Source organism: Actinomadura sp. NBRC 104425, from assembly GCF_030269545.1.
Taxonomy (GTDB): domain Bacteria; phylum Actinomycetota; class Actinomycetes; order Streptosporangiales; family Streptosporangiaceae; genus Spirillospora; species Spirillospora keratinilytica.
The window spans coordinates 1-17,766 of record NZ_BSTN01000022.1 but is presented as its reverse complement, the minus strand read 5'-3'; the positions used below and the strand labels follow the sequence as shown (position 1 = coordinate 17,766).

16 protein-coding genes, 1 tRNA gene and 1 pseudogene are annotated in these 17,766 nt (G+C 72.1%); 7 read left to right on the top strand and 11 right to left on the bottom strand.

Annotation, left to right across the window (positions count from 1 at the left end):
• Window positions 1-5: 5 nt before the first annotated feature.
• On the bottom strand, window positions 6-983 hold the full coding sequence (locus tag QSK22_RS25795) for a GlxA family transcriptional regulator (protein WP_285496961.1): 978 nt from the start codon (window positions 981-983) through the stop codon (window positions 6-8).
• A 112-nt stretch (window positions 984-1,095) separates the two neighbouring features.
• Between QSK22_RS25795 and QSK22_RS25790 the strand changes: the two genes are divergently transcribed.
• The gene (locus tag QSK22_RS25790; RefSeq protein ID WP_285496960.1) at window positions 1,096-2,061 is read left to right on the top strand and encodes an NADP-dependent oxidoreductase; all 966 of its coding nucleotides are present in this window, start codon (window positions 1,096-1,098) and stop codon (window positions 2,059-2,061) included.
• A 446-nt stretch (window positions 2,062-2,507) separates the two neighbouring features.
• On the opposite strand, the gene QSK22_RS25785 is transcribed toward QSK22_RS25790, so the two are convergent.
• Window positions 2,508-2,583: transfer RNA gene (locus QSK22_RS25785), tRNA-Glu, on the bottom strand.
• 62 nt (window positions 2,584-2,645) lie between these two features.
• On the bottom strand, window positions 2,646-4,244 hold the full coding sequence (locus QSK22_RS25780; protein WP_285496959.1) for a metallophosphoesterase family protein: 1,599 nt from the start codon (window positions 4,242-4,244) through the stop codon (window positions 2,646-2,648).
• 34 nt (window positions 4,245-4,278) lie between these two features.
• Here QSK22_RS25780 and QSK22_RS25775 point away from each other — a divergent pair, with 34 nt between their 5' ends.
• Together QSK22_RS25775 and QSK22_RS25770 are read left to right on the top strand one after the other, a co-directional pair.
• Window positions 4,279-4,620, top strand: coding sequence for a metallopeptidase family protein (locus tag QSK22_RS25775; RefSeq protein WP_285496958.1), 342 nt, complete (start codon window positions 4,279-4,281; stop codon window positions 4,618-4,620).
• 188 nt (window positions 4,621-4,808) lie between these two features.
• A complete protein-coding gene (locus tag QSK22_RS25770; RefSeq protein WP_285496957.1) occupies window positions 4,809-6,164 on the top strand; it encodes an MFS transporter in 1,356 nt (451 codons plus the stop codon).
• A gap of 25 nt (window positions 6,165-6,189) precedes the next feature.
• Here the strand turns inward: QSK22_RS25770 and QSK22_RS25765 are convergent, their stop codons facing one another.
• Both QSK22_RS25765 and QSK22_RS25760 read right to left on the bottom strand, forming a co-directional pair.
• A complete protein-coding gene (locus QSK22_RS25765) occupies window positions 6,190-6,495 on the bottom strand; it encodes a PspC domain-containing protein (RefSeq protein WP_285496956.1) in 306 nt (101 codons plus the stop codon).
• A gap of 77 nt (window positions 6,496-6,572) precedes the next feature.
• The gene (locus tag QSK22_RS25760; protein ID WP_285496955.1) at window positions 6,573-7,235 is read right to left on the bottom strand and encodes a TetR/AcrR family transcriptional regulator; all 663 of its coding nucleotides are present in this window, start codon (window positions 7,233-7,235) and stop codon (window positions 6,573-6,575) included.
• 64 nt (window positions 7,236-7,299) lie between these two features.
• Here QSK22_RS25760 and QSK22_RS25755 point away from each other — a divergent pair, with 64 nt between their 5' ends.
• Window positions 7,300-8,733 (top strand): MFS transporter, encoded by a 1,434-nt coding sequence (locus QSK22_RS25755; protein ID WP_285496954.1) that lies wholly within the window; start codon window positions 7,300-7,302, stop codon window positions 8,731-8,733.
• Window positions 8,734-8,910: 177 nt separating this feature from the next.
• Window positions 8,911-9,930, top strand: a complete 1,020-nt coding sequence (locus QSK22_RS25750; protein ID WP_285496953.1) for an aspartate-semialdehyde dehydrogenase — start codon at window positions 8,911-8,913, stop codon at window positions 9,928-9,930.
• A 21-nt stretch (window positions 9,931-9,951) separates the two neighbouring features.
• Here QSK22_RS25750 and QSK22_RS25745 read toward each other — a convergent pair whose 3' ends face one another.
• From QSK22_RS25745 to QSK22_RS25725, 5 genes are all read right to left on the bottom strand, one after another.
• Window positions 9,952-10,173: a DUF2277 domain-containing protein gene (locus tag QSK22_RS25745; protein ID WP_285496952.1), complete on the bottom strand. Its 222-nt coding sequence runs from the start codon at window positions 10,171-10,173 to the stop codon at window positions 9,952-9,954.
• A 47-nt stretch (window positions 10,174-10,220) separates the two neighbouring features.
• Complete coding sequence (locus QSK22_RS25740) at window positions 10,221-11,249, bottom strand: alpha/beta hydrolase (RefSeq protein WP_285496951.1); 1,029 nt, start codon at window positions 11,247-11,249, stop codon at window positions 10,221-10,223.
• Between the two features lie 57 nt (window positions 11,250-11,306).
• Entirely contained in the window at window positions 11,307-12,788 is a 1,482-nt protein-coding gene (locus tag QSK22_RS25735; protein WP_285496950.1) for an SDR family oxidoreductase, read from the bottom strand.
• 116 nt (window positions 12,789-12,904) lie between these two features.
• Window positions 12,905-13,735 (bottom strand): alpha/beta fold hydrolase, encoded by an 831-nt coding sequence (locus tag QSK22_RS25730; protein ID WP_285496949.1) that lies wholly within the window; start codon window positions 13,733-13,735, stop codon window positions 12,905-12,907.
• Window positions 13,732-14,325 (bottom strand): TetR/AcrR family transcriptional regulator, encoded by a 594-nt coding sequence (locus QSK22_RS25725; RefSeq protein WP_285496948.1) that lies wholly within the window; start codon window positions 14,323-14,325, stop codon window positions 13,732-13,734. Before QSK22_RS25725 ends, QSK22_RS25730 begins: the two co-directional genes overlap by 4 nt.
• A gap of 190 nt (window positions 14,326-14,515) precedes the next feature.
• Between QSK22_RS25725 and QSK22_RS25720 the strand changes: the two genes are divergently transcribed.
• Window positions 14,516-15,829 carry a helix-turn-helix transcriptional regulator gene (locus QSK22_RS25720; RefSeq protein WP_285496947.1) on the top strand — a complete coding sequence of 438 codons (1,314 nt, stop codon included), beginning with the start codon at window positions 14,516-14,518 and terminating at the stop codon, window positions 15,827-15,829.
• Between the two features lie 190 nt (window positions 15,830-16,019).
• A complete protein-coding gene (locus tag QSK22_RS25715) occupies window positions 16,020-16,880 on the top strand; it encodes a hypothetical protein (protein WP_285496946.1) in 861 nt (286 codons plus the stop codon).
• A gap of 362 nt (window positions 16,881-17,242) precedes the next feature.
• On the opposite strand, the pseudogene QSK22_RS25710 reads toward QSK22_RS25715, so the two are convergent.
• A pseudogene (locus QSK22_RS25710) lies at window positions 17,243-17,766 on the bottom strand (methyltransferase domain-containing protein); the annotation flags it as partial.

Sequence of the window (17,766 nt, the reverse complement as noted above, 5' to 3'; positions counted from 1 at the left end):
CCGGGTCACCGCCTTTTCAGGTCCGGTGCGTGGTGGGCGCGGCGGTAGGCCAGCGGTGACATGCCCAGGTACGTGGCGAAGTGCTTGCGCAGGGCGACGGGGTCGCCGAAGCCGCAGGCGGCGGCGATCCGGGAGACGGGCAGGTCGGTGGTCTCCAGCAGCAGTCGCGCGTGCTCCAAACGCCGCTGCGCCAGCCATTTCAGCGGGCTGGTGCCCACCTCGCTGCGGAACCGCCGGGTGAAGGTGCGCACGCTCATGTTCGCGTGCCGGGCCAGGTCCTCCAGCGTGAGCGGCTCGGCCAGCCGGTCCAGCGCCCACTGACGGGTCGCCGACGTGGAGCGGTCGGTGTCCGGCGGAACGGGGTGTTCGATGAACTGCGCCTGCCCGCCCTCGCGCCACGGCGCCACCACGCAGCGCCGCGCGGCGGCCGAGGCCACCGCCGCCCCGTGGTCCCGCCGGACCAGGTGCAGGCACAGGTCGATCCCGGCGGCCCCGCCGGCCGACGTCAGGATGCGCCCGTTGTCGACGAACAGCACGTTCGGATCCACCTCGACCTTGGGAAACAGCCGCGCCATCGCGTCGCACAGCGCCCAGTGCGTGGTGGCGCGGCGGCCGTCCAGCAGACCGGCCGCCGCGAGGAGGAACGCCGAGGTGCACAGGCTGACGATGCGGGTCTGCGGCCCGATGCGGTGCAGCGCCGCGGCGACGTCGTCGGGCAGCTCCCCGGTCGCGAGCAGTTCCCGGCTGGGCTCCTGGGTGGCGATCACGACGGTGTCCGCCGTCTCCAGCGCCGACTCGTCGTGGTCGACGACGATGCGGAAGTCCTCGTGGGTGCGCACGGAGCGGCCGCCGAGGGAGCAGGTGGTGACGGAGTACAGGCGCGTCCCGTCCGGTTCGCAGGCCTCGTTGAACACCCTGGCGGGAATGCCCAGGTCCAGCGGCAGGACTCCGTCGAGGGCCAGGACGGCGACACGATGCGGCATGGCCCGAATAGTACGACAGATGGCCATCCGGCCACTCACCCGTCTCCCTCGGCAAGCGCCACTCTTTCTTTCACCGGGGACGGGAGCCCGGCTGGCGAAAGGAGTGAGACGAATGAGCGAGAACACCATGCGGGCCGTGACCATCAAGGAGTTCGGCGGACCGGACGTGCTGAAGGTCGAGGAGGTCGCGCGTCCCGAGCCGCTGCCGACGGAGGTGCTGGTGCGCGTGCACGCCGCCGGCGTCAACCCGGTGGACTGGAAGACCCGTGAGGGCCAGGGCATGGCGGGCCTGCAAACGTTCCCGCTGATCCTGGGCTGGGACGTCTCCGGTGTCGTGGAGGAGGTCGGCTTCGGCGTCACCACCCTCGCGCCCGGCGACGAGGTGTACGGCATGCCCTGGTTCCCGCGCGCCGCCGGGGGCTACGCCGAGTACGTGACCGCGCCGGCCCGCCAGTGGGCCCGCAAGCCGGCCACCCTCGACCACGTCCACGCGGCCGCCGTGCCGCTGGCGGCGCTGACCGCCTGGCAGATCGTGGTCGACACCGCCGGCGTACAGGCCGGACAGCGCGTCCTGATCACGGCCGCCGCCGGCGGGGTGGGCCACTTCGCGGTGCAGTTCGCCCGGCATCGGGGCGCCCACGTGATCGCCACCGCCCGCACGGCCCGCCACCCCTGGCTCAAGGAGCTCGGCGCCGAGGACACCATCGACTACACCGCCGCCCGTTTCGAGGACGTCGTCAAGGACGTCGATGTCGTCATCGACCTGGTGGGCGACGCGCACGACCAGACCTCCACGCGCGCGCTCGGGGTCCTGCGCCCCGGCGGCCTGCTGGTGGCCGTCCCGGGCGGTGTCTCCCCGGACCTGGCCAAGGCCGCGAAGGAGCGCGGCGTGCGGGTCACCCCGTTCCTGGTCGAGCCGGACGGTGCCGCGCTGACCACGATCGCGGGCCTGATCGACGCCGGTGACGTCGCTGTCGAGGTGGAGGAGACCTTCGCGCTCGACCAGGTCCGCGAGGCTCACGCCCGCGGCGAGACCGGCCGCACCCGCGGCAAGCTCGTCCTCACCGTGACCGACTGATCGCGCCTGCGCGGCCAGGGAAGCCGCCGAGCATGGCCCCGGTGGGCGGCCCGCTCGCGCAGACGCCGGATGCGTGGGCAAGGCCGAACGAGGGACACACCGAGAGCCACCGGGGTCGCGAGGACCAACTCATGGACGGGCTCGCCGATGGGGATGGCAGGTGCAAATGGTTGTGATCGGTCCGCCGATACCAACGCCTGCTTGCTCCTGTGTGGACGCGGTCATTCGGCAGCCCTCTTGGGCCCAGGTCGGGCGGTCCCGGTGGGACGAGGATCCGAGTGTGTCCGCGGGCCGCCTTCCCTCGTCGAGGCCATCTGGCGGTATGGCCGTGACGGACATCGAGGGTGGATCACCTGCGCCGGTCTGCGGTGCTCCGCAGGGCGAACGTGCGGGTGATCGTGTATTGGCCGTCCCCGGGTGCACGGTTGGCCGTGCACCCATGCTGCTGGTACCCCCTACCGGATTCGAACCGGCGCTACCGCCTTGAAAGGGCGGCGTCCTAGGCCGCTAGACGAAGGGGGCTCCGTGGCCGTGCCACTGGACTGCTCCAGCATAGGGGACAACCTCCCGGCACGCATAAAGGGTTATCCCCCTTGGCGGGACGGACGCGGGGACAGGGGCGTCGTGGTGGGCCACTCGGAGGGAGGGAGGGACGGGAAGGACGGCGAGACGGTCGTCGTGGCTGGGGGAGAAGGGGAGATGGTGCGGCCGGGGCGGGGTTCCAGGTGGCGTTCGATCTGGGCGGAGGACAGGCCCAGGCCGCCCAGGCGGATGTCGTCCCAGCCCTGGAGGCGGTGGTCGGTGCGGCTGAAGTAGAGGATGGACAGCTCGATGGGGGTGGGCTGCTCCTTCTCGAGGCCGCGCAGGCCGGCGCCTCCGGTGGAGCCCTGGACGAACAGGCGGGTGCCGGTGGGCAGGAGGGTGGTGGAACGCGCGTGGTTGTGGCCGGACAGGACGAGGGGGGCCGCCCCGGAGAAGCCCTCGCCCTCGTGCGGGTCGTGGACGACCACCAGGTCGGGGACGGTGCCGGAGGCGCGGAGCTTCGCGGCGAGCTGGGAGCCGCGGGCGCGCAGCTGTTCGGCGCCCACGTTGTCGTCGCGGGTGGTCTTGTCGGGGGTGAAGCGGGGGTCGCCGACGCCGTAGATGCGCAGGCCCTCGATCTGCTTGACGGAGTCGTCCAGGACGACGGCGTTCTTCTGCCGGTCGGCGGCGCGCTGGGTGCCGCGCGAGTCGTGGTTGCCGCGGACGAACACGTACGGCACCTTGAGCGAATCGATCTCCTCGGCGAAGCGGTCCTCGGGGCGGCTGCCGTGGTCGGTCAGGTCGCCGCTGTCGATGACCATGTTGACCTTGAACTGGGTGCTGACCGACCGGATCACCGACCAGGCCGCCGGGTTGAGGTGGATGTCGGAGACGTGCAGGACGCGGATCGTCGATGGGTCGGGCTCGTAGGTGGGCAGCGTCGAGGTGACGCTGTAGAGCTTGGAGACGTTGCCGACCAGGCGGGCGAGCTGGGCGCGGTAGGCCGAGAAGCGTTCGACGATGCTGCGGGCGTCGCCGACGACCTGGGGGGCGTTGGCCAGCAGGCCGGTGTAGCGGGGTTCGGCGATGGCCTGCGGGTTGAACGTCGTCCAGAACAGCAGGGCGAGGGAGACCAGCCCGGCGGCGGCCGCCGCGGTGCCGAGCAGGGCGCGCCGCCACGAGCGGAAGACCAGCAGGCCCGCCAGCAGGGCGACGACCACGGCGAGGGCGGCGGCGCGCAGCAGCAGGACGGTGACGCCGTGCCGGAGCTGGTCGGTGATCTGGTCGGTGAGGTCGGACAGGTCGCCCTTCCCCTCGATCAGCGAGCGGGCCGATTCGGGGCGCAGGGCGGTGACGCGGGCCTCCAGCGCGATCGGGCCCGAGTGGGTGTCCAGGTGCAGCGCGCCCAGCGGCGGGATCCGGACGATCGTGCCGCCGTTCCAGGCGGGGCGCAGGGCCAGCGACACGTCGGTCGGGCCGACGGCGGTCTGGATGCGGCCGCCGAGCAGCAGGCCGACGAGGCCGCCGGCCAGCCCGACGAGCAGCACCGCGATGACGCGGGGCCAGCGGGACGCGGCGACCGCCGCCGGCAGGCGGGACGAGCGGATGCGGGACCAGACGGAACGCGGTATCGAAGCGGCGGCGCGGAGGCGGTCCGGCACCGGGGGCTCCCTTCCGTCGAGCACAATGGGGGCTGTGATCGAGATGTCGCGGGAGGCGTTCGAGGACCTGGTGGGGGAGGCCCTCGACAGCATCCCGGCCGAGCTCACCGAGGTCATGCGCAACGTCGTCATCGTCGTCGAGGACGACGCGCCCGAACCCGGCCTGCTCGGCCTGTATCAGGGGGTACCCCTGACGGAGCGGGGCGACTGGTACGCCGGCGTGCTGCCTGATCACATTTCGATCTACCGCAACGAGATCCTGGCGATCTGCGAGACCCCCGACGAGGTGGTCGACGAGGTGCGCATCACGGTGGTGCATGAGATCGCCCACCATTTCGGGATCGACGACGAGCGGCTGCACGAGCTCGGCTACTGAGGCGGCCGGAGGGGCCTTGCGGGGTGAAGTCTTCCCCCAATCGGGCACGGAAGGTCACCCGACTGCCACGCAGCGTGAGTTAATAGGGGGGTTCTCCGAACCTTGCTGGAGCGTGTGTGGCGGAAAGGCAGAGCGGCCGGCATCGGCGTCCGCCGGAAGTGCAGGCCACCTATCGTGAGGTCTTCGCGGTGGGCGAGTTCCGTGCCCTGTGGCTCGCGCAGGCGTTGTCGTTCATCGGCGACCAGCTGGCGCAGGTCGCGTTGGCGGTGCTCGTGTACGACCGCACCGGCTCGGCGTTGCTGACGGCGGTCGCCTACGCGTTGACGTACCTGCCGCCCATCGTGGGCGGGCCGGTCCTGTCGGGGCTGGCCGACCTGTTCCCGCGCCGCACCGTCATGGTGGTGTGCGACCTGCTGCGCGCCGGGCTGGTGGCGCTGATGGCGCTGCAGTCGATGCCGTTCTGGTCGCTGTGCGCGCTGGTGTGCCTGGTGGTGCTGCTGGGCGCGCCGTTCACCGCGGCGCGGGCGGCGCTGCTGCCGGACGTGCTGTCGGGCGACCGGTACGTCGCCGGGTCGGCGATCAACAATATGACCCACCAGGCCGCGCAGATGCTGGGGTTCCTGGCGGGCGGCGCGATCGTCGCGGCGGTGGGGACGTACCAGGCGCTGATGATCAACGCGGTGACGTTCGGGGCGTCCGCGGTGATCCTGGTGGCGGGGATGCGCAGGCGTCCGGCGCCGCGCCGCCGCGAGAGCGAGTCGCTGGCGCTGTGGCGCGGCACGCGGGAGGGGGCGCGGCTGGTGTTCGGCGACACGACGCTGCGTTCGCTGGTGTCGTTCGCGTGGCTGTGCGCGTTCTACGTCGTGCCCGAGGGGCTGGCCGCCCCGTACGCGGCGACGTTCGGCGGCGGCGCGGTGACGGTGGGGCTGCTGATGTCGGCCATGCCGACGGGGATGGTCGCGGGGGCGTTCGTGTTCAGCCGGTGCGTGCGGCCGTCCAACCGCATCCGCGCCATGGGCTGGATGTCGATGCTGGCGTGCGCGCCTCTCATCGGGGCGGCCGTGCATCCGCCGCTGTGGGCGGTGGTGGCGCTGTGGGTGCTGGCGGGGGCGGGCAGCGCCTACCAGTTGGCGGCCAACGCGGCGTTCGTGGCGGCGGTGCCGCCGTCGGGGCGGGGCCAGGCGTTCGGGCTGGCGCAGTCGGGCATTCTGGCCGGGCAGGGCCTGGCGATTCTGATCGGCGGTGCGGCCGCGCAGTTCCTGGGCCCGCAGACGGTGGTTTCGCTGGCGGGCGCGCTGGGCTTGTCGGCGGCGACGATGCTGACGCTGGTGTGGAACCAGGTGCGGCACGAGGTGATCGCGTCGATGCAGGGGTCCGCCGCCGAACCGTCCGCCGGTGACGGCGCCGGTTCACGGGACGGCGCGAGTCGTCCGCTGCCGGTGCGCGCGGCGTCCAACGGCCGCGCGCGGGCAGGCGGCCGCGCGGCGTCGGGCCCGGACGCCGCCGAGGGCGGCCGCGCCGCCACCGTCCGCCCGGCTCCCTGACCGCCGTCCGCGGGGCGGCGGGGCGTCAGGGGCGGGTGCGGGTCTTGTTGAGGGAGTCCTTGGCCTTCTGCACGGCGTCCTGGACGACGGGTGACTCCTGGCCCTTCTTGATGAGGTCCTCGGCGAGGGAGGTGGGCGTGCCCTCCTCGGGGATGAGCAGCCAGGCGATCGCATACAGCAGGACCCCGGCGCCGCCGAAGACGGTGAACACCGCCAGCCCCAGGCGGAGGATGTTGGGGTCGACGCCCAGGTAGCGGCCGGCGCCGGAGCAGACTCCGGCGATCATCCGGCTGTCGCGGGTGCGCTGCAGCCGCTTCTTGTCCATGTCCATGCCTCGATCATGCCCAGCACACCGCGACCCTTACATAGGGATTTGCCCTGATTGGTCCCTGAACCTTCCCTGGGGCGTCAGCGGTGGTTGTGGCGCCACCGCTCGGTGGCGACCCCGGACATGACGACCGCCACGACGTCCTCGGCGAGCCGCGGCGTGATCGGCAGGTGGCCGAACAGCGCCCGGTAGTACGCGGTGGAGGCCAGCATGTCGAGCAGCAGGTCGATGTCGGCGTCGGGGCGGATGTCGCCGCGTTCGACGCCGCGCCGCAGGGCGGCGGCCGTGGTGGCGCGGCGCGGATGGAACAGCCGGGCGAAGAACGACTCGGCCAGTTCGGGGTCGTCCCCGAGGTCGGCGATCAGGCCGGGCAGGGTGCGGCGGACCACGGGGTCGCCGGTGAAGGCCTCGGTCAACGTGCCGATGCCCGCGACCAGGTCGCAGTGCGTGCATCCGGTGTCGGGGGTGGGCGCGGTGCCCATCGTCGTGGCGAGGGCGTCCACGATCAGGTGCCGCCGGGTGGGCCAGCGGCGCCGGATGGCGGGCTTGGTGGTCCCGGCGCGGGCGGCGACGCCTTCGAGGGTGAGCCCGCTGTAACCCGTCTCGCGCAGCGTGTCCAGGGTGGCCCGGCGGACGGCGTCGTCGATGCGGGTATCGCGCGGCCGTCCCGCGCGCCGCGCGCGCTCCCCGCCTGCCGCGCCCGCCGCCGCGACCGCGGTGGTGCGTTCCGAGCCCTTGACCATGCCGCCAGTCTAGGGGGATATTTCGTTCCGATTCGAAACGGAATGTATTTTGGAGGTGGTCGCGATGGCCCGGCAGGCCGACGGCGGCGTCTTCTCGCCGCAATATCGGGTGCTGACCTCGGGCGTCGGGCTCTCGGTGGGGCTTGTGGCGTTCGAGTCCCTGGGCGTGGCGACGGTGCTGCCCGAGATCGCGCGCAGGCTCGACGGGCTCGACGCCTACGGATGGGGGCTGTCGGCGTCGATGCTCGCGCAGATCCTCGGCGCGGTCGCCGCGGGGCAGGACGCCGACCGGCGCGGCCCCGCACGGCCCCTGGCGCTCGGACTGCTGGTGTTCGCGGCCGGGTGCGCGCTGGCCGGGGCCGCCGGTTCGTGGCCGGTGTTCCTGCTGGGCCGGTTCGCCCAGGGGTTGGGCGTGGGCGCCGTCATGGGCATGGCCTACGCGATGATCGGCCTGGCGTACCCCGAGCGGCTGCGCGCCCGCATGTTCGCCCTCCTCTCCTCGGCCTGGACCGTCCCGTCGCTCATCGGCCCGACGATCGCCGCGGCGGTGGCGGACGGCGTCGGCTGGCGCGGCGTGTTCGGGCTGCTGCCGCCGCTGGTCGCCGCCGCCGCCGTGCTGACGCTGCCGGGCGTCCGCGCGCTGCGGCCCGCCGCCGCGTCCCCGGCGGACGAGACCCCGATGAGGGCCGCCCGGCCGTGGTGGAAGGGGCCCGCCGCCGCCAGCGTCCTGCTCACCGCCGGGACGGGCCTGTTCATCCAGGCGCTTTTGCTCGACCGGCTCGCGCCGCTCGTCGTGCTGGCCGTCCTCGGCCTGGGCGTCGCCGTGGCGGCGCTGGGCCGGGTCACCCCGGAGGGGACGCTCACCGCCCGGCGCGGCGTCGGCGCGGGCGTCGCGCTGCGGTTCCTGCTGTGCGGGGTGTACTTCGGCAGCGAGGCGTTCCTGCCGCTCGGCCTCACCGAGCTGCGCGGCGTCGGCGCCGCCGAAGCCGGGCTCGGGCTGTCGGCGGGGGCGCTCACGTGGGTGGCGGGTTCGGCGCTCCAGGCGGGACGCGACGGCGCCCGGCGCGGTGACCGCACGGCGAGCATGGTTCTGGGCTCGCTGGTGCTGCTGGCCGGGCTGGTCGTCATGGCGTTCGGCGTGCTCGTCGAGGCCGTCCCGCCGCTGACGGCCGTGGCAGGCTGGGCCATCGGCGGGCTCGGCATGGGCGTGGCGTTCAATGCGGCCACCACCGAAACGACCGAGCGCGCGCCCGCCGCCCGGCAAGGCGAGGTCGGCGCCGCCCTGCAGCTCGCGCAAACCCTCGCCACCGCCGTGGTCAGCGGCATCGGCGGCGCGACGATAGCGATCGCGCACGCGCACGGCGGGCGGACGCACACCGCGCTGGTCGTCACGTTCGCCCTCACCGGGTGCCTCGCGGTGCTCGCGGCCCTGCTGTCGTTCCGGCTCCACCCGGCCCGCGCGGCGCGGGCCGCCTCCCTCGAAGCGGCCGCGGAGTGAGCCTCGGGAAGGAGGCACGCGGCCGAGGGCGTTAAGGTCGTTGGTGCCCCCGCCGCCGACACCGGGGTCGGTGAAGCCCTGCTGAAGGGAACCGCGAAGGGTTATTCACTGGACGTTGGACGACCTCGTCGGCAGACTCGTTGCCGCAGGTCAAGCGATTAATCACGAGGGAGCGGCATGAGAATCGGGATCGTCGGTGCCACCGGGCAGGTCGGGGGCGTCATGCTCAAGATCCTGGCCGAGCGCGCCTTCCCGGTGGACGGGCTGCGGCTGTTCGCCTCCGCCCGTTCGGCCGGGCGCACGATCACCTGGCAGGGCACCGAGGTGACGGTCGAGGACGCCGCCGCGGCCGACTACTCCGGGCTCGACATCGTCCTGTTCTCCGCCGGGAAGCACACCTCCAAGGAGCTGGCGCCGCGCGTGGCGGTGGCCGGCGCGGTCGTCGTCGACAACTCCTCGGCCTGGCGGATGGACCCGGACGTGCCGCTCGTCGTCTCCGAGGTCAACCCGCACGCGGCGAAGAACCGCCCCAAGGGGATCATTGCCAACCCCAACTGCACGACCATGGCGGCGATGCCGGTGCTGCGGCCCCTGCACGAGGAGGCCGGGCTGACCGCGCTGGTCGTCTCCACCTACCAGGCGGTGTCCGGCAGCGGCCTGGCGGGCGTCGCCGAGCTGCACGAGCAGGCCCGCAAGGTGGTCGAGGGCGCCGACCGGCTCACCCACGACGGGGCGGCGGTCGAGTTCCCCGAGCCGCGGGTGTACGCGCGGCCGATCGCGTTCAACGTGCTGCCCATGGCCGGTTCGATCGTGGACGACGGCCTGGCGGAGACCGACGAAGAGCAGAAGCTCCGCAACGAAAGCCGCAAGATCCTTGAAATCCCGGATCTGAAGGTGTCGGGGACCTGCGTGCGCGTCCCGGTGTTCACCGGCCACTCCCTGCAGATCAACGCCCGGTTCGCGCGTCCGATCACGCCCGAGCGGGCCCGCGAGCTGCTGGACGGCGCGCCCGGCGTGGCGCTGTCGGACATCCCGACGCCGCTGCAGGCCGCCGGCCAGGACCCGACGTACGTGGGCCGCATCCGCCGCGACGAGACGGCCGACAACGGCCTGGCGCTGTTCTGCTCCGGCGACAACCTGCGCAAGGGCGCCGCGCTCAACGCCGTCCAGATCGCCGAACTGGTCGCCGCCGAGTGACCCCGGCGCCCGTCGCCGCCGTCAGGCGGAGCGGCGGGCGCCGCGTACCTCCAGGGACGCCAGCAGGGCGGCCGTGCTCTGGGCGATCTCCTCGACGGCGCGGTCGAACGCCTCGGCGTTGTGCGGCGCGGGCGCGCGGAACCCGGAGATCTTGCGCACGTACTGGAGTGCGGCCGCCCGGATGTCGTCGTCGGTGACCTCGTCGGCGTACGGCGGACGGAGCGTCTTGATGCTGCGGCACATGAACCCATTGTCACGCCGGGCTACGACAGGGCGCGGCCCGGTAGCGGTCAGGGGGCGATGCGCCGGCACAACCAGGCCAGCGCCAGCGGGTATCGGTAGTCGATGCCGCCGTGGCCCGCGCCGAACAGCTCGAAGCGCACCACGTCCCGGGGGACGCCGATGTCGTCGAGGGCCTGCCGGAACGCCTGCGCCCCGATGTCCAGGAACCACTCGTCACGGGTGCCGCCGTCGATCCAGACCGCCCGCTGCGACCGCAGTGCGTCGGCGTGCCGGGGCGCCATCCGCACCGGGTCGAGCGCCAGCCACCGCTCCCACGTCTCGGCGCGCAGCACCCCGGTGACCGGATCGAACGGCAATTCGGGCGTGCCGTCCTCACGCGCCGAATAGCAGGCCGCCATGCCCAGCACGTTCAGCAACTCCATGTCCTCGGGCTCGGTGAACGGCACCCGGGAGCGGAAGGACTCCCACCAGCGCATGATGTCGCCGTCGTACTTGCGCAGATGCCGCACGCACTTGGGGAACTCGGGCAGGTAGCAGTACTCGAACAGCGCGTCGCCGGCGTGCGTGGCCAGCGCGCCGAACACGTCCGGCCGCAGCATCGGGGTGATCATCGCGCCGTAGCCGCCGCTGGACTTGCCGGTGATCGCCCGGTGGTCGCGGTCGGGGAGCGTCCGGTACCGCGCGTCCACCCACGGGACGATCTCGTCGCACAGATACGAGTGGTAGCGGCCGGTGCCCGGCGAGTCCAGGTACTGGCTGCCGCCGTAGCTGGTCCAGGCGTCCACGTACACGACGATCGCGGGCGGCGCCTCGCCCCGCGCGAACACCGCGTCGGCGGTCTCGGGGAACGGCTGCCGGAACGGCGTGCGGTTGCGCCACATCCCGACGTGGCCGGTGAACCCCATGATCACGTAGACGGTGGGGTAGCGCCGGCCGCCGTCCGCGTCGTAGCCCGGCGGCACGTACACCCACAGGGGCCGCTCGTGCGGGTCGCCCAGCGGGTTGCCGCGCAGCAGCTCGCTGGTGACGACATGCTCGTCGATCCGCCCGGCCAGGTCCGCCGACCACGGCAGCATGACCACCTCCCTGTGATCGCACCGAGCCTAACCGATCCGGCGGCCGGGCGCGCCGCCTCAGGCGGGGCGGCCGGGCAGGGCCGGGTTCTCGGCGGCGGTGACGACGCCCCGGCACATGCCGCCGAAGACGATCTCGTGGAACGGGCGGAACGCCCACCAGTAGGCGTGACCGGCCAGGCCGCGCGGGTGGAACAGCGCCCGCTGCGTGTAGACGGTGTGCCCGTCCCGCTCGTCCACGCCCAGCTCCAGCCAGGCCAGGCCGGGCAGCCGCATCTCCGCGCGCAGCCGCAGCAGCCGCCCCGGCTCGATCTCCTCGACGCGCCAGAAGTCCAGGCTCTCGCCGACCCGCAGCCGGCGCGGGTCGCGGCGGCCCCGGCGCAGGCCCACGCCGCCGACCAGCCGGTCGATGACGCCCCGGGCCCGCCAGGCCAGCGGGAAGGAGTACCAGCCGTGCTCCCCGCCGATGCCTTCGACGACCGCCCACAGCCGTTCGGCGGACGCGTGCGTGCGGCAGGCGCGTTCGTCCACGTACAGGCTGCCGCCCGCCCAGTCCGGGTCGGTGGGCAGCGGGTCGCTGGGCGCGCCCGGGACGGACGCCGACGACCAGCGGGTGGCGACGTCGGCGTCGCGGATGCGGCGCAGCGCCAGCCGCACCGCCCGGTCGAACCCGGTCGGCCCGTCCGGCGGCGGCGGGACGTGCCGCGCGATCTCCTGCTCGCGGCACACCACCTCGTTGCGCAGCGACTCGACCAGGGGCCGCGCCAGCCTCCCCGGAACCGGCGTGATCGCCCCCACCCACAGGCTCGACAGCTGCGGGCTCAGCACCGGCACCGGAATGATCAGGCGTGGCCGCAGCCCCGCCGCGACGGCGTAGCGGCGCATCATGTCCCGGTAGGTGAGCACGTCCGGGCCGCCGATGTCGAAGGCCCCCGACACCTCGGGCGGCAGGTCGGCGCAGGCGACCAGGTAGTGCAGGACGTCGCGGACCGCGATCGGCTGGATGCGGGTGCGCACCCAGCGCGGCGTCACCATCACCGGGAGCCGCTCGGTCAGGTACCGCAGCATCTCGAACGACGCCGACCCCGACCCGATGATCACGGCGGCGCGCAGCCAGATCGTCGGGACGCCGCTGTCCAGCAGGATCCGCCCGACCTCGGCCCGCGACTCCAGGTGCGGCGACAGCCGGTCGGCGGGGGTCATGCCGCCCAGGTAGACCAGCCGTCCGACGCCCTTGTCGCGGGCGGCGTCGGCGAACACGCTCGCGGCCCGCCGGTCGGCCCCGGCGAACCCGCCCCCGCTGCCGATCGCGTGGATCAGGAAGTAGGCGACGTCCACCCCGTCCAGGGCCCGCGCCGTCGACTCCGGGTCGGTGGCGTCGGCCTCGGCGATCTCGACGCGTCCCGCCCACGGATGGTCGCGCAGCCGCCGCGCCGAGCGCACCATGCACCGCACCCGGTGCCCGGAGTTCAGCAGCTCCGGCACCAGCCGCCCCCCGATGTAACCGCTGGCCCCCGTGACCAGGCACAACCGGTCGCCCAACGCAGCCCCTCCGATCCGGCCGCGTCCTACCCGCCGTGACGCCCGGCACGCCCGCCACCGCCCCGTCTTTGCCGGACCTAAAGGCCCGGGACAGCACGCCTTGCCGTGTTTCGGAGTCAGGCGGCCAGCACCTTGCGGAGCATGCCGCCGAACTCGGCGGGATGCGTGGTGAGACCGGTGTGTCCGCCGGGGAAGTGGACGAGCCCGGTGCCGAACCGTTCCGCCAGGTGGGCGGCGGGACGGTAGGGGAGTTCGCCGTGTGAGTCCGTCCCGGCGGCGAGCACGAGCCGATCCGACAAGGCGTTTAGGCGGTCCAGGTCCGGGGTGTAGGCCATGAAGCTCGGCACGATGCTGCCGAGGAAGTACGGCATGTCCGCCATCGTGCGCTCCGCTCGCGCCCGCGCCTGGGGCGGCAGTTCGACGGGCGCCGAGGCCGGGTCGCCGGGACGTCGCAGGGCCGCCGCGAACTCGGCCGCCGCGGGCATCAGGCCGTCCAGGCGGAACGTCTCCTGGACGCGGGCGAGCATGGCGCGGTGCTCGGCGGCGTCCGGCAGCACCTCCACCACCGGCGGCTCGTGCGCCACGACCCGTGCGATCCGCTCGGGACGTTCGGTGAGCATGTGCAGCGCGACGATCGCCCCCGAACTGCAGCCGACCACGCGGGCGGGCGCGTCGGCAGACAGCAGATCCAGCAGCCGGAACGCGTCCTCGGCATGCTGGGCGACCCGCTGCCGCGCCTGCGGGTCGTCCAACGGGCTGCGCGACAGGCCGCGCGGGTCGTAGGACGCGACCGTGTAGTCGGCGGCCAGCATGTCGGCGACACCGTCGAAGGAGGCCGCGCCGCCCGTGCCGCCGGGGATCAACAGCAGCAGCGGCCCCTCCCCGCGCACCTCGTAGTGCAGGGTCGCGCCGTCCACGCGCAGACGGCCGGTGGTCGGGGTGGTCATGACGGGGCTCCTTCACGGCGCGAGGGCCAATGCTGTAGCGAGGCGTGCAGGGCTTCCAGGCAGCTCGTCCAGGACTCCTCCACCGGGCGCGCGTGCGCGAACCCGCCCGCGGCCTCCAGGGTGACGAAGCCGTGCAGCGTGGCGCGCACCAGCCGCACCGCGTCGGTCAAATCGGGCTCGTCCAGCTTGTAGGCGCGCAGCATGCCGTAGGTCAGCTCGACCGCACGCCGCGGCCCGGGGGCGGCGGCCGCCAGTTCGGGATCGATGCGCATCGGGATCTGCGTCGCCGTGTACCGGCCCGGGTGCTCGTGGGCGTAGGAGCGGTAGGCGTTCGCGTACGCCATCAGCGCGTCTTTGCCCGCCCGCCCGGCGATGGCCTCGGCGATGCGGATGGTCTTCTCGTCCGCCGCCAGCAGCGCGATGCGGCCGCGCAGGTCCTCCAGGCTGCGCACGTGCGCGTACAGGCTCGCGTCCTTCACCCCGAGGCGCCGCGCCACCGCCGACATGGTCACGTGTTCGAGCCCGACCTCGTCCGCCAGCTCGGCCCCGGCGAGCGTCACCCGCTCCGCCGTCAACCCGGCCCGCCCCATGCCCGCGCACTCCTTACCTAGGAATCTTAGGTCAAACCTAGGGCTCCTAGGTTAAGCCTTCTGGTGACAAGATTGGCACCCCTTTTCACAAGCGCACACCCTGGCGACCGGGCGCGGTTATCGTGAGTGACGATGATTTGACGGATGGTGAGCATGAGGTGCTTGCCGTACGGCATCCGTGGAGGCCGACATGGACGACCGGCTCGAACACGTCGTAACGATGATCAGCAAGCGGCTATACACACGCCTGTTCTTGCATCTCGCAGGCGACCGTCCGAACAAAGCGATCGCTCGCGCCACCGGCTGCACCGAGGCGTACATCAGCATGATCAAAAGTGGCGAGCGCCTGCCCTCTCTGGACATGTCCTACGCGCTCGACAAGACGATCAACGCCGAGGGCTGCCTGTTCGAGGTCCGCCGCCAGATCGAATCGCTCCGGCAGGAAATCTCGGCCCACAGGCGTACCTTGAAAGCAGGTCCCCCAGCCTCCGGTAAGGAGCAAGATCCAGTGAAACGACGTGATCTCCTGCAGGACGGCGCAAAGGTAACCGCCGGTGCCACGGTCGCTCCCGTACTGGCGGCCCTCACTCAGGCATGGCAGTCATCCGAGCCCAAACTCCCCGGCGCGAGTGTCTCCAAGGCGATGATCGACGACTGGGGCTCCGCTTACGACATCCACGCGCTCAGCTACCGCATCGACCTGCCAGAGGTTGTGCTGGCCGCTTTGGCGGACGACTGGTCGGAGATGTCCGAGCATCTGGAGCGGTGGCAGCCGGATGGTGTTCGGCGTGATCTGTCGTATGTCGCCGCTCGTCACGCCTATCTGATCGCCGGGACGTGGCTGCAGGTCGGTAACCGCCGTCAGGCGAACCGGTGGTGGCTCACTGCCCGCGAACTCGCCGACCGGTCGGGCAGCGATCTTCTCTCTGGCCTCACCCGTGAGTGGGAAGCGAACATGCGCACGACGGACAAGCGGGAGGACCTTCGGGAGCTCCTGGCGCTGACCGAGGAGGCACTTCGCCTGGTCGGCGGTCAGCCCAGCGTGGAACGTATGCAGGCTCTCGGTACGAAGGCCGATTTGCTCGCCTTGATGGGGCGACACGACGAGGCGCTGGCCGCGATCCGCCAGGCCGAGGACGTCTTCGAGCGCATCCCCGCCACCGCGGTGTCCCGCGAACACCTCCTGCGTTACGAGCAGAGCTTCGTTTACTCGCTCATCGGTGACGAGAAGAACGCCACCAAGGCCCAGGAAGCGGCGCGGAACTTCTACCGCGCTGATGAGTACGCGACGTTCCAGTTGCGTTTCCACGCCGTGATGCTGCGTGCTCCGAGCGATCCCACGGAGGCGGCGAGCCAGGCCGTTCGCATCCTCAACGAGCTACCTCCCGAGCGACGGGTACTCCGTATCCGCGTCGCCGGACGTCGCGTTCTGGACGCGATTCCCGCCAAGGCCCAAAACCTCCCCCCGGTACAAGAACTGCGAAACCTGACGTCTGACGCCTGACAAGCACCGAGCCACCCGGCGGCCTCGCCAGCCAGTCGGAAGGGAGCCAGCACCAGTGAAGCGACGTGATCTCCTGCAGGATGGCGCAAAGGTAACCGCCGGTGCCACGGTCGCTCCCGTACTGGCGGCTCTCACTCAGGCATGGCAGAGCTCCTCCCCGAAACTCCCTGGCGCGAGCGTTTCCAAGGCGATGATCGACGACTGGGGCTCCGCCTACGACGTTCACGCGCTCAGCTACCGGGTCGATCCGCCCGAAGTCGTGCTGGCCGCTTTGGCGGACGACTGGTCGGAGATGTCCGAGCATCTGGAGCGGTGGCAGCCGGATGGTGTTCGGCGTGATCTGTCGTATGTCGCCGCCCGCCACGCCTACCTGATCGCCGGGACGTGGCATCAGGTCGGTAACCGCCGTCAGGCGAACCGGTGGTGGCTCACTGCCCGCGAACTCGCTGACCAGTCGGGCAGCGATCTGCTCTCCGGTCGCACCCGTGAGTGGGAGGCGAACCAGCGCGTCATGGACAGGCAGGAGAACCCGGCGGAACTTCTGGCGCTGAACGAGAAGGCGCTCCAGCTCCTGGGCAACCAGCCCACCGGGGACCTCATGGCTGCTTTTGGCACGAAGGCCGATTTGCTCGCCTTGATGGGGCGACACGACGAGGCGCTGGTCGCGATCCGCCAGGCCGAGGACGTCTTCGAGCGCATTCCCGCCACCGCGCCGTCCCGCGAACACAGTCTGCTTTACGAGCAGAGCTTCGTTTACGCGGTCCTCGGTGACGAGAAGAACGCTACCGAGGCTCAACATGCCCTTAGGCGCATCCGCCGCCCCGAGGAGTACGTGTCGTTCCAGGTCCGCCTGTACGGCGCCTTGCTGCGTGCCCCGAGTGACCCCCAGGAGGCGGCGAGTCAGGCCGTTCGCATCCTCAACGAGGTGCCTGCCGAGCGGCGGGTACTCCGTGTCCGTGTCGCCGGACGTCGCGTTCTGGACGCGATTCCCGCCAAGGCCCAAAACCTCCCCCCGGTGCAAGAACTGCGAAACCTGACGTCCGCCGCCTGACACGCACCGAGTCACCCGGCGGCCTCGCCGGCCAGTCGGAAGGGAGTCGGCACCAGTGAAGCGACGTGATCTTCCGCGCGACACTGCTTTGGAGCAGCGAGCCGGGCCGCCTGTGTTTTTCGCAAGGTGCTGGCGCTCCGGCTCCGTGTCGCAGGGCTTGGCGTTCTGGATGCGATTCCCGCCAAGGCGCAAAACCTGCCCCCGGTGCAAGAACTGCGGAGTCTGACGGGCTCCGCCTGACACGCCCCCAAGCCCCTGCGAGTAAGGCCGTTGTGGTCCGCAAGGCGTCCCCTGCTGGTGGGCAGGGCGGCGAGGCGGCCCGTGCCAGGCTGAGCGCTCTACGGGAGCCGGGGCGGGGCTGGTCAGATGGCGTTGTCGGGGGTGTCGAGCCACACCGTGTGCGCCTCAGGGGTGACGGTCAGTCCGAAGCGGGTGATGTCGGGGCGTCCCCATGTCAGCCATTGCACGTAGGCGTGTTCGACCTCGTCCCATAGGTTTCGGTCCCCGGCCTGCTGGACCTCGAAGTCCGGTGCGCCCGGCTCGTAGTCCACCGAGGCCCACGGGCCGGCGTGGTCGTCGCGGTCCAGCACCCACAGCGTGGCGTCGTCATCGCCCTCGTAATACCGGGTGACCACCCCGGGCACGAGCGCGGCGACGGTCACATCGATGCTGACCGGCCCGAACTGCAGGACGCGCGGGTCGATGCGGGTGCGGCTGGTGCGCACCGGTCGTTCGGCGGCCCGCCTCCATTCCCGGGCAGGCCCTCCGGCCGGGCGCTGCGAGCGCAGCACCATGAAGTCGGCCGACCCGGCGAACCGGCCCATGGCCGTCCCGTCCGGCAGCACGTCCAGCCGCACCAGGGCACCGCACCCGAAACCGGGCGAGT

What these genes read in the sequence shown, in the direction of transcription:
- QSK22_RS25790 (WP_285496960.1), top strand. Translation starts at nt 1,096, where the DNA reads ATGAGCGAGAACACCATGCGGGCCGTGACCATCAAGGAGTTCGGCGGA.
- QSK22_RS25715 (WP_285496946.1), top strand. Translation starts at nt 16,020, where the DNA reads ATGATCGACGACTGGGGCTCCGCCTACGACGTTCACGCGCTCAGCTAC.
- QSK22_RS25765 (WP_285496956.1), bottom strand. Translation starts at nt 6,495, where the DNA reads ATGGACATGGACAAGAAGCGGCTGCAGCGCACCCGCGACAGCCGGATG.
- QSK22_RS25795 (WP_285496961.1), bottom strand. Translation starts at nt 983, where the DNA reads ATGCCGCATCGTGTCGCCGTCCTGGCCCTCGACGGAGTCCTGCCGCTG.
- QSK22_RS25730 (WP_285496949.1), bottom strand. Translation starts at nt 13,735, where the DNA reads ATGACCACCCCGACCACCGGCCGTCTGCGCGTGGACGGCGCGACCCTG.
- QSK22_RS25755 (WP_285496954.1), top strand. Translation starts at nt 7,300, where the DNA reads ATGGCCCGGCAGGCCGACGGCGGCGTCTTCTCGCCGCAATATCGGGTG.
- QSK22_RS25760 (WP_285496955.1), bottom strand. Translation starts at nt 7,235, where the DNA reads ATGGTCAAGGGCTCGGAACGCACCACCGCGGTCGCGGCGGCGGGCGCG.
- QSK22_RS25725 (WP_285496948.1), bottom strand. Translation starts at nt 14,325, where the DNA reads ATGGGGCGGGCCGGGTTGACGGCGGAGCGGGTGACGCTCGCCGGGGCC.
- QSK22_RS25720 (WP_285496947.1), top strand. Translation starts at nt 14,516, where the DNA reads ATGGACGACCGGCTCGAACACGTCGTAACGATGATCAGCAAGCGGCTA.
- QSK22_RS25745 (WP_285496952.1), bottom strand. Translation starts at nt 10,173, where the DNA reads ATGTGCCGCAGCATCAAGACGCTCCGTCCGCCGTACGCCGACGAGGTC.
- QSK22_RS25740 (WP_285496951.1), bottom strand. Translation starts at nt 11,249, where the DNA reads ATGCTGCCGTGGTCGGCGGACCTGGCCGGGCGGATCGACGAGCATGTC.
- QSK22_RS25750 (WP_285496953.1), top strand. Translation starts at nt 8,911, where the DNA reads ATGAGAATCGGGATCGTCGGTGCCACCGGGCAGGTCGGGGGCGTCATG.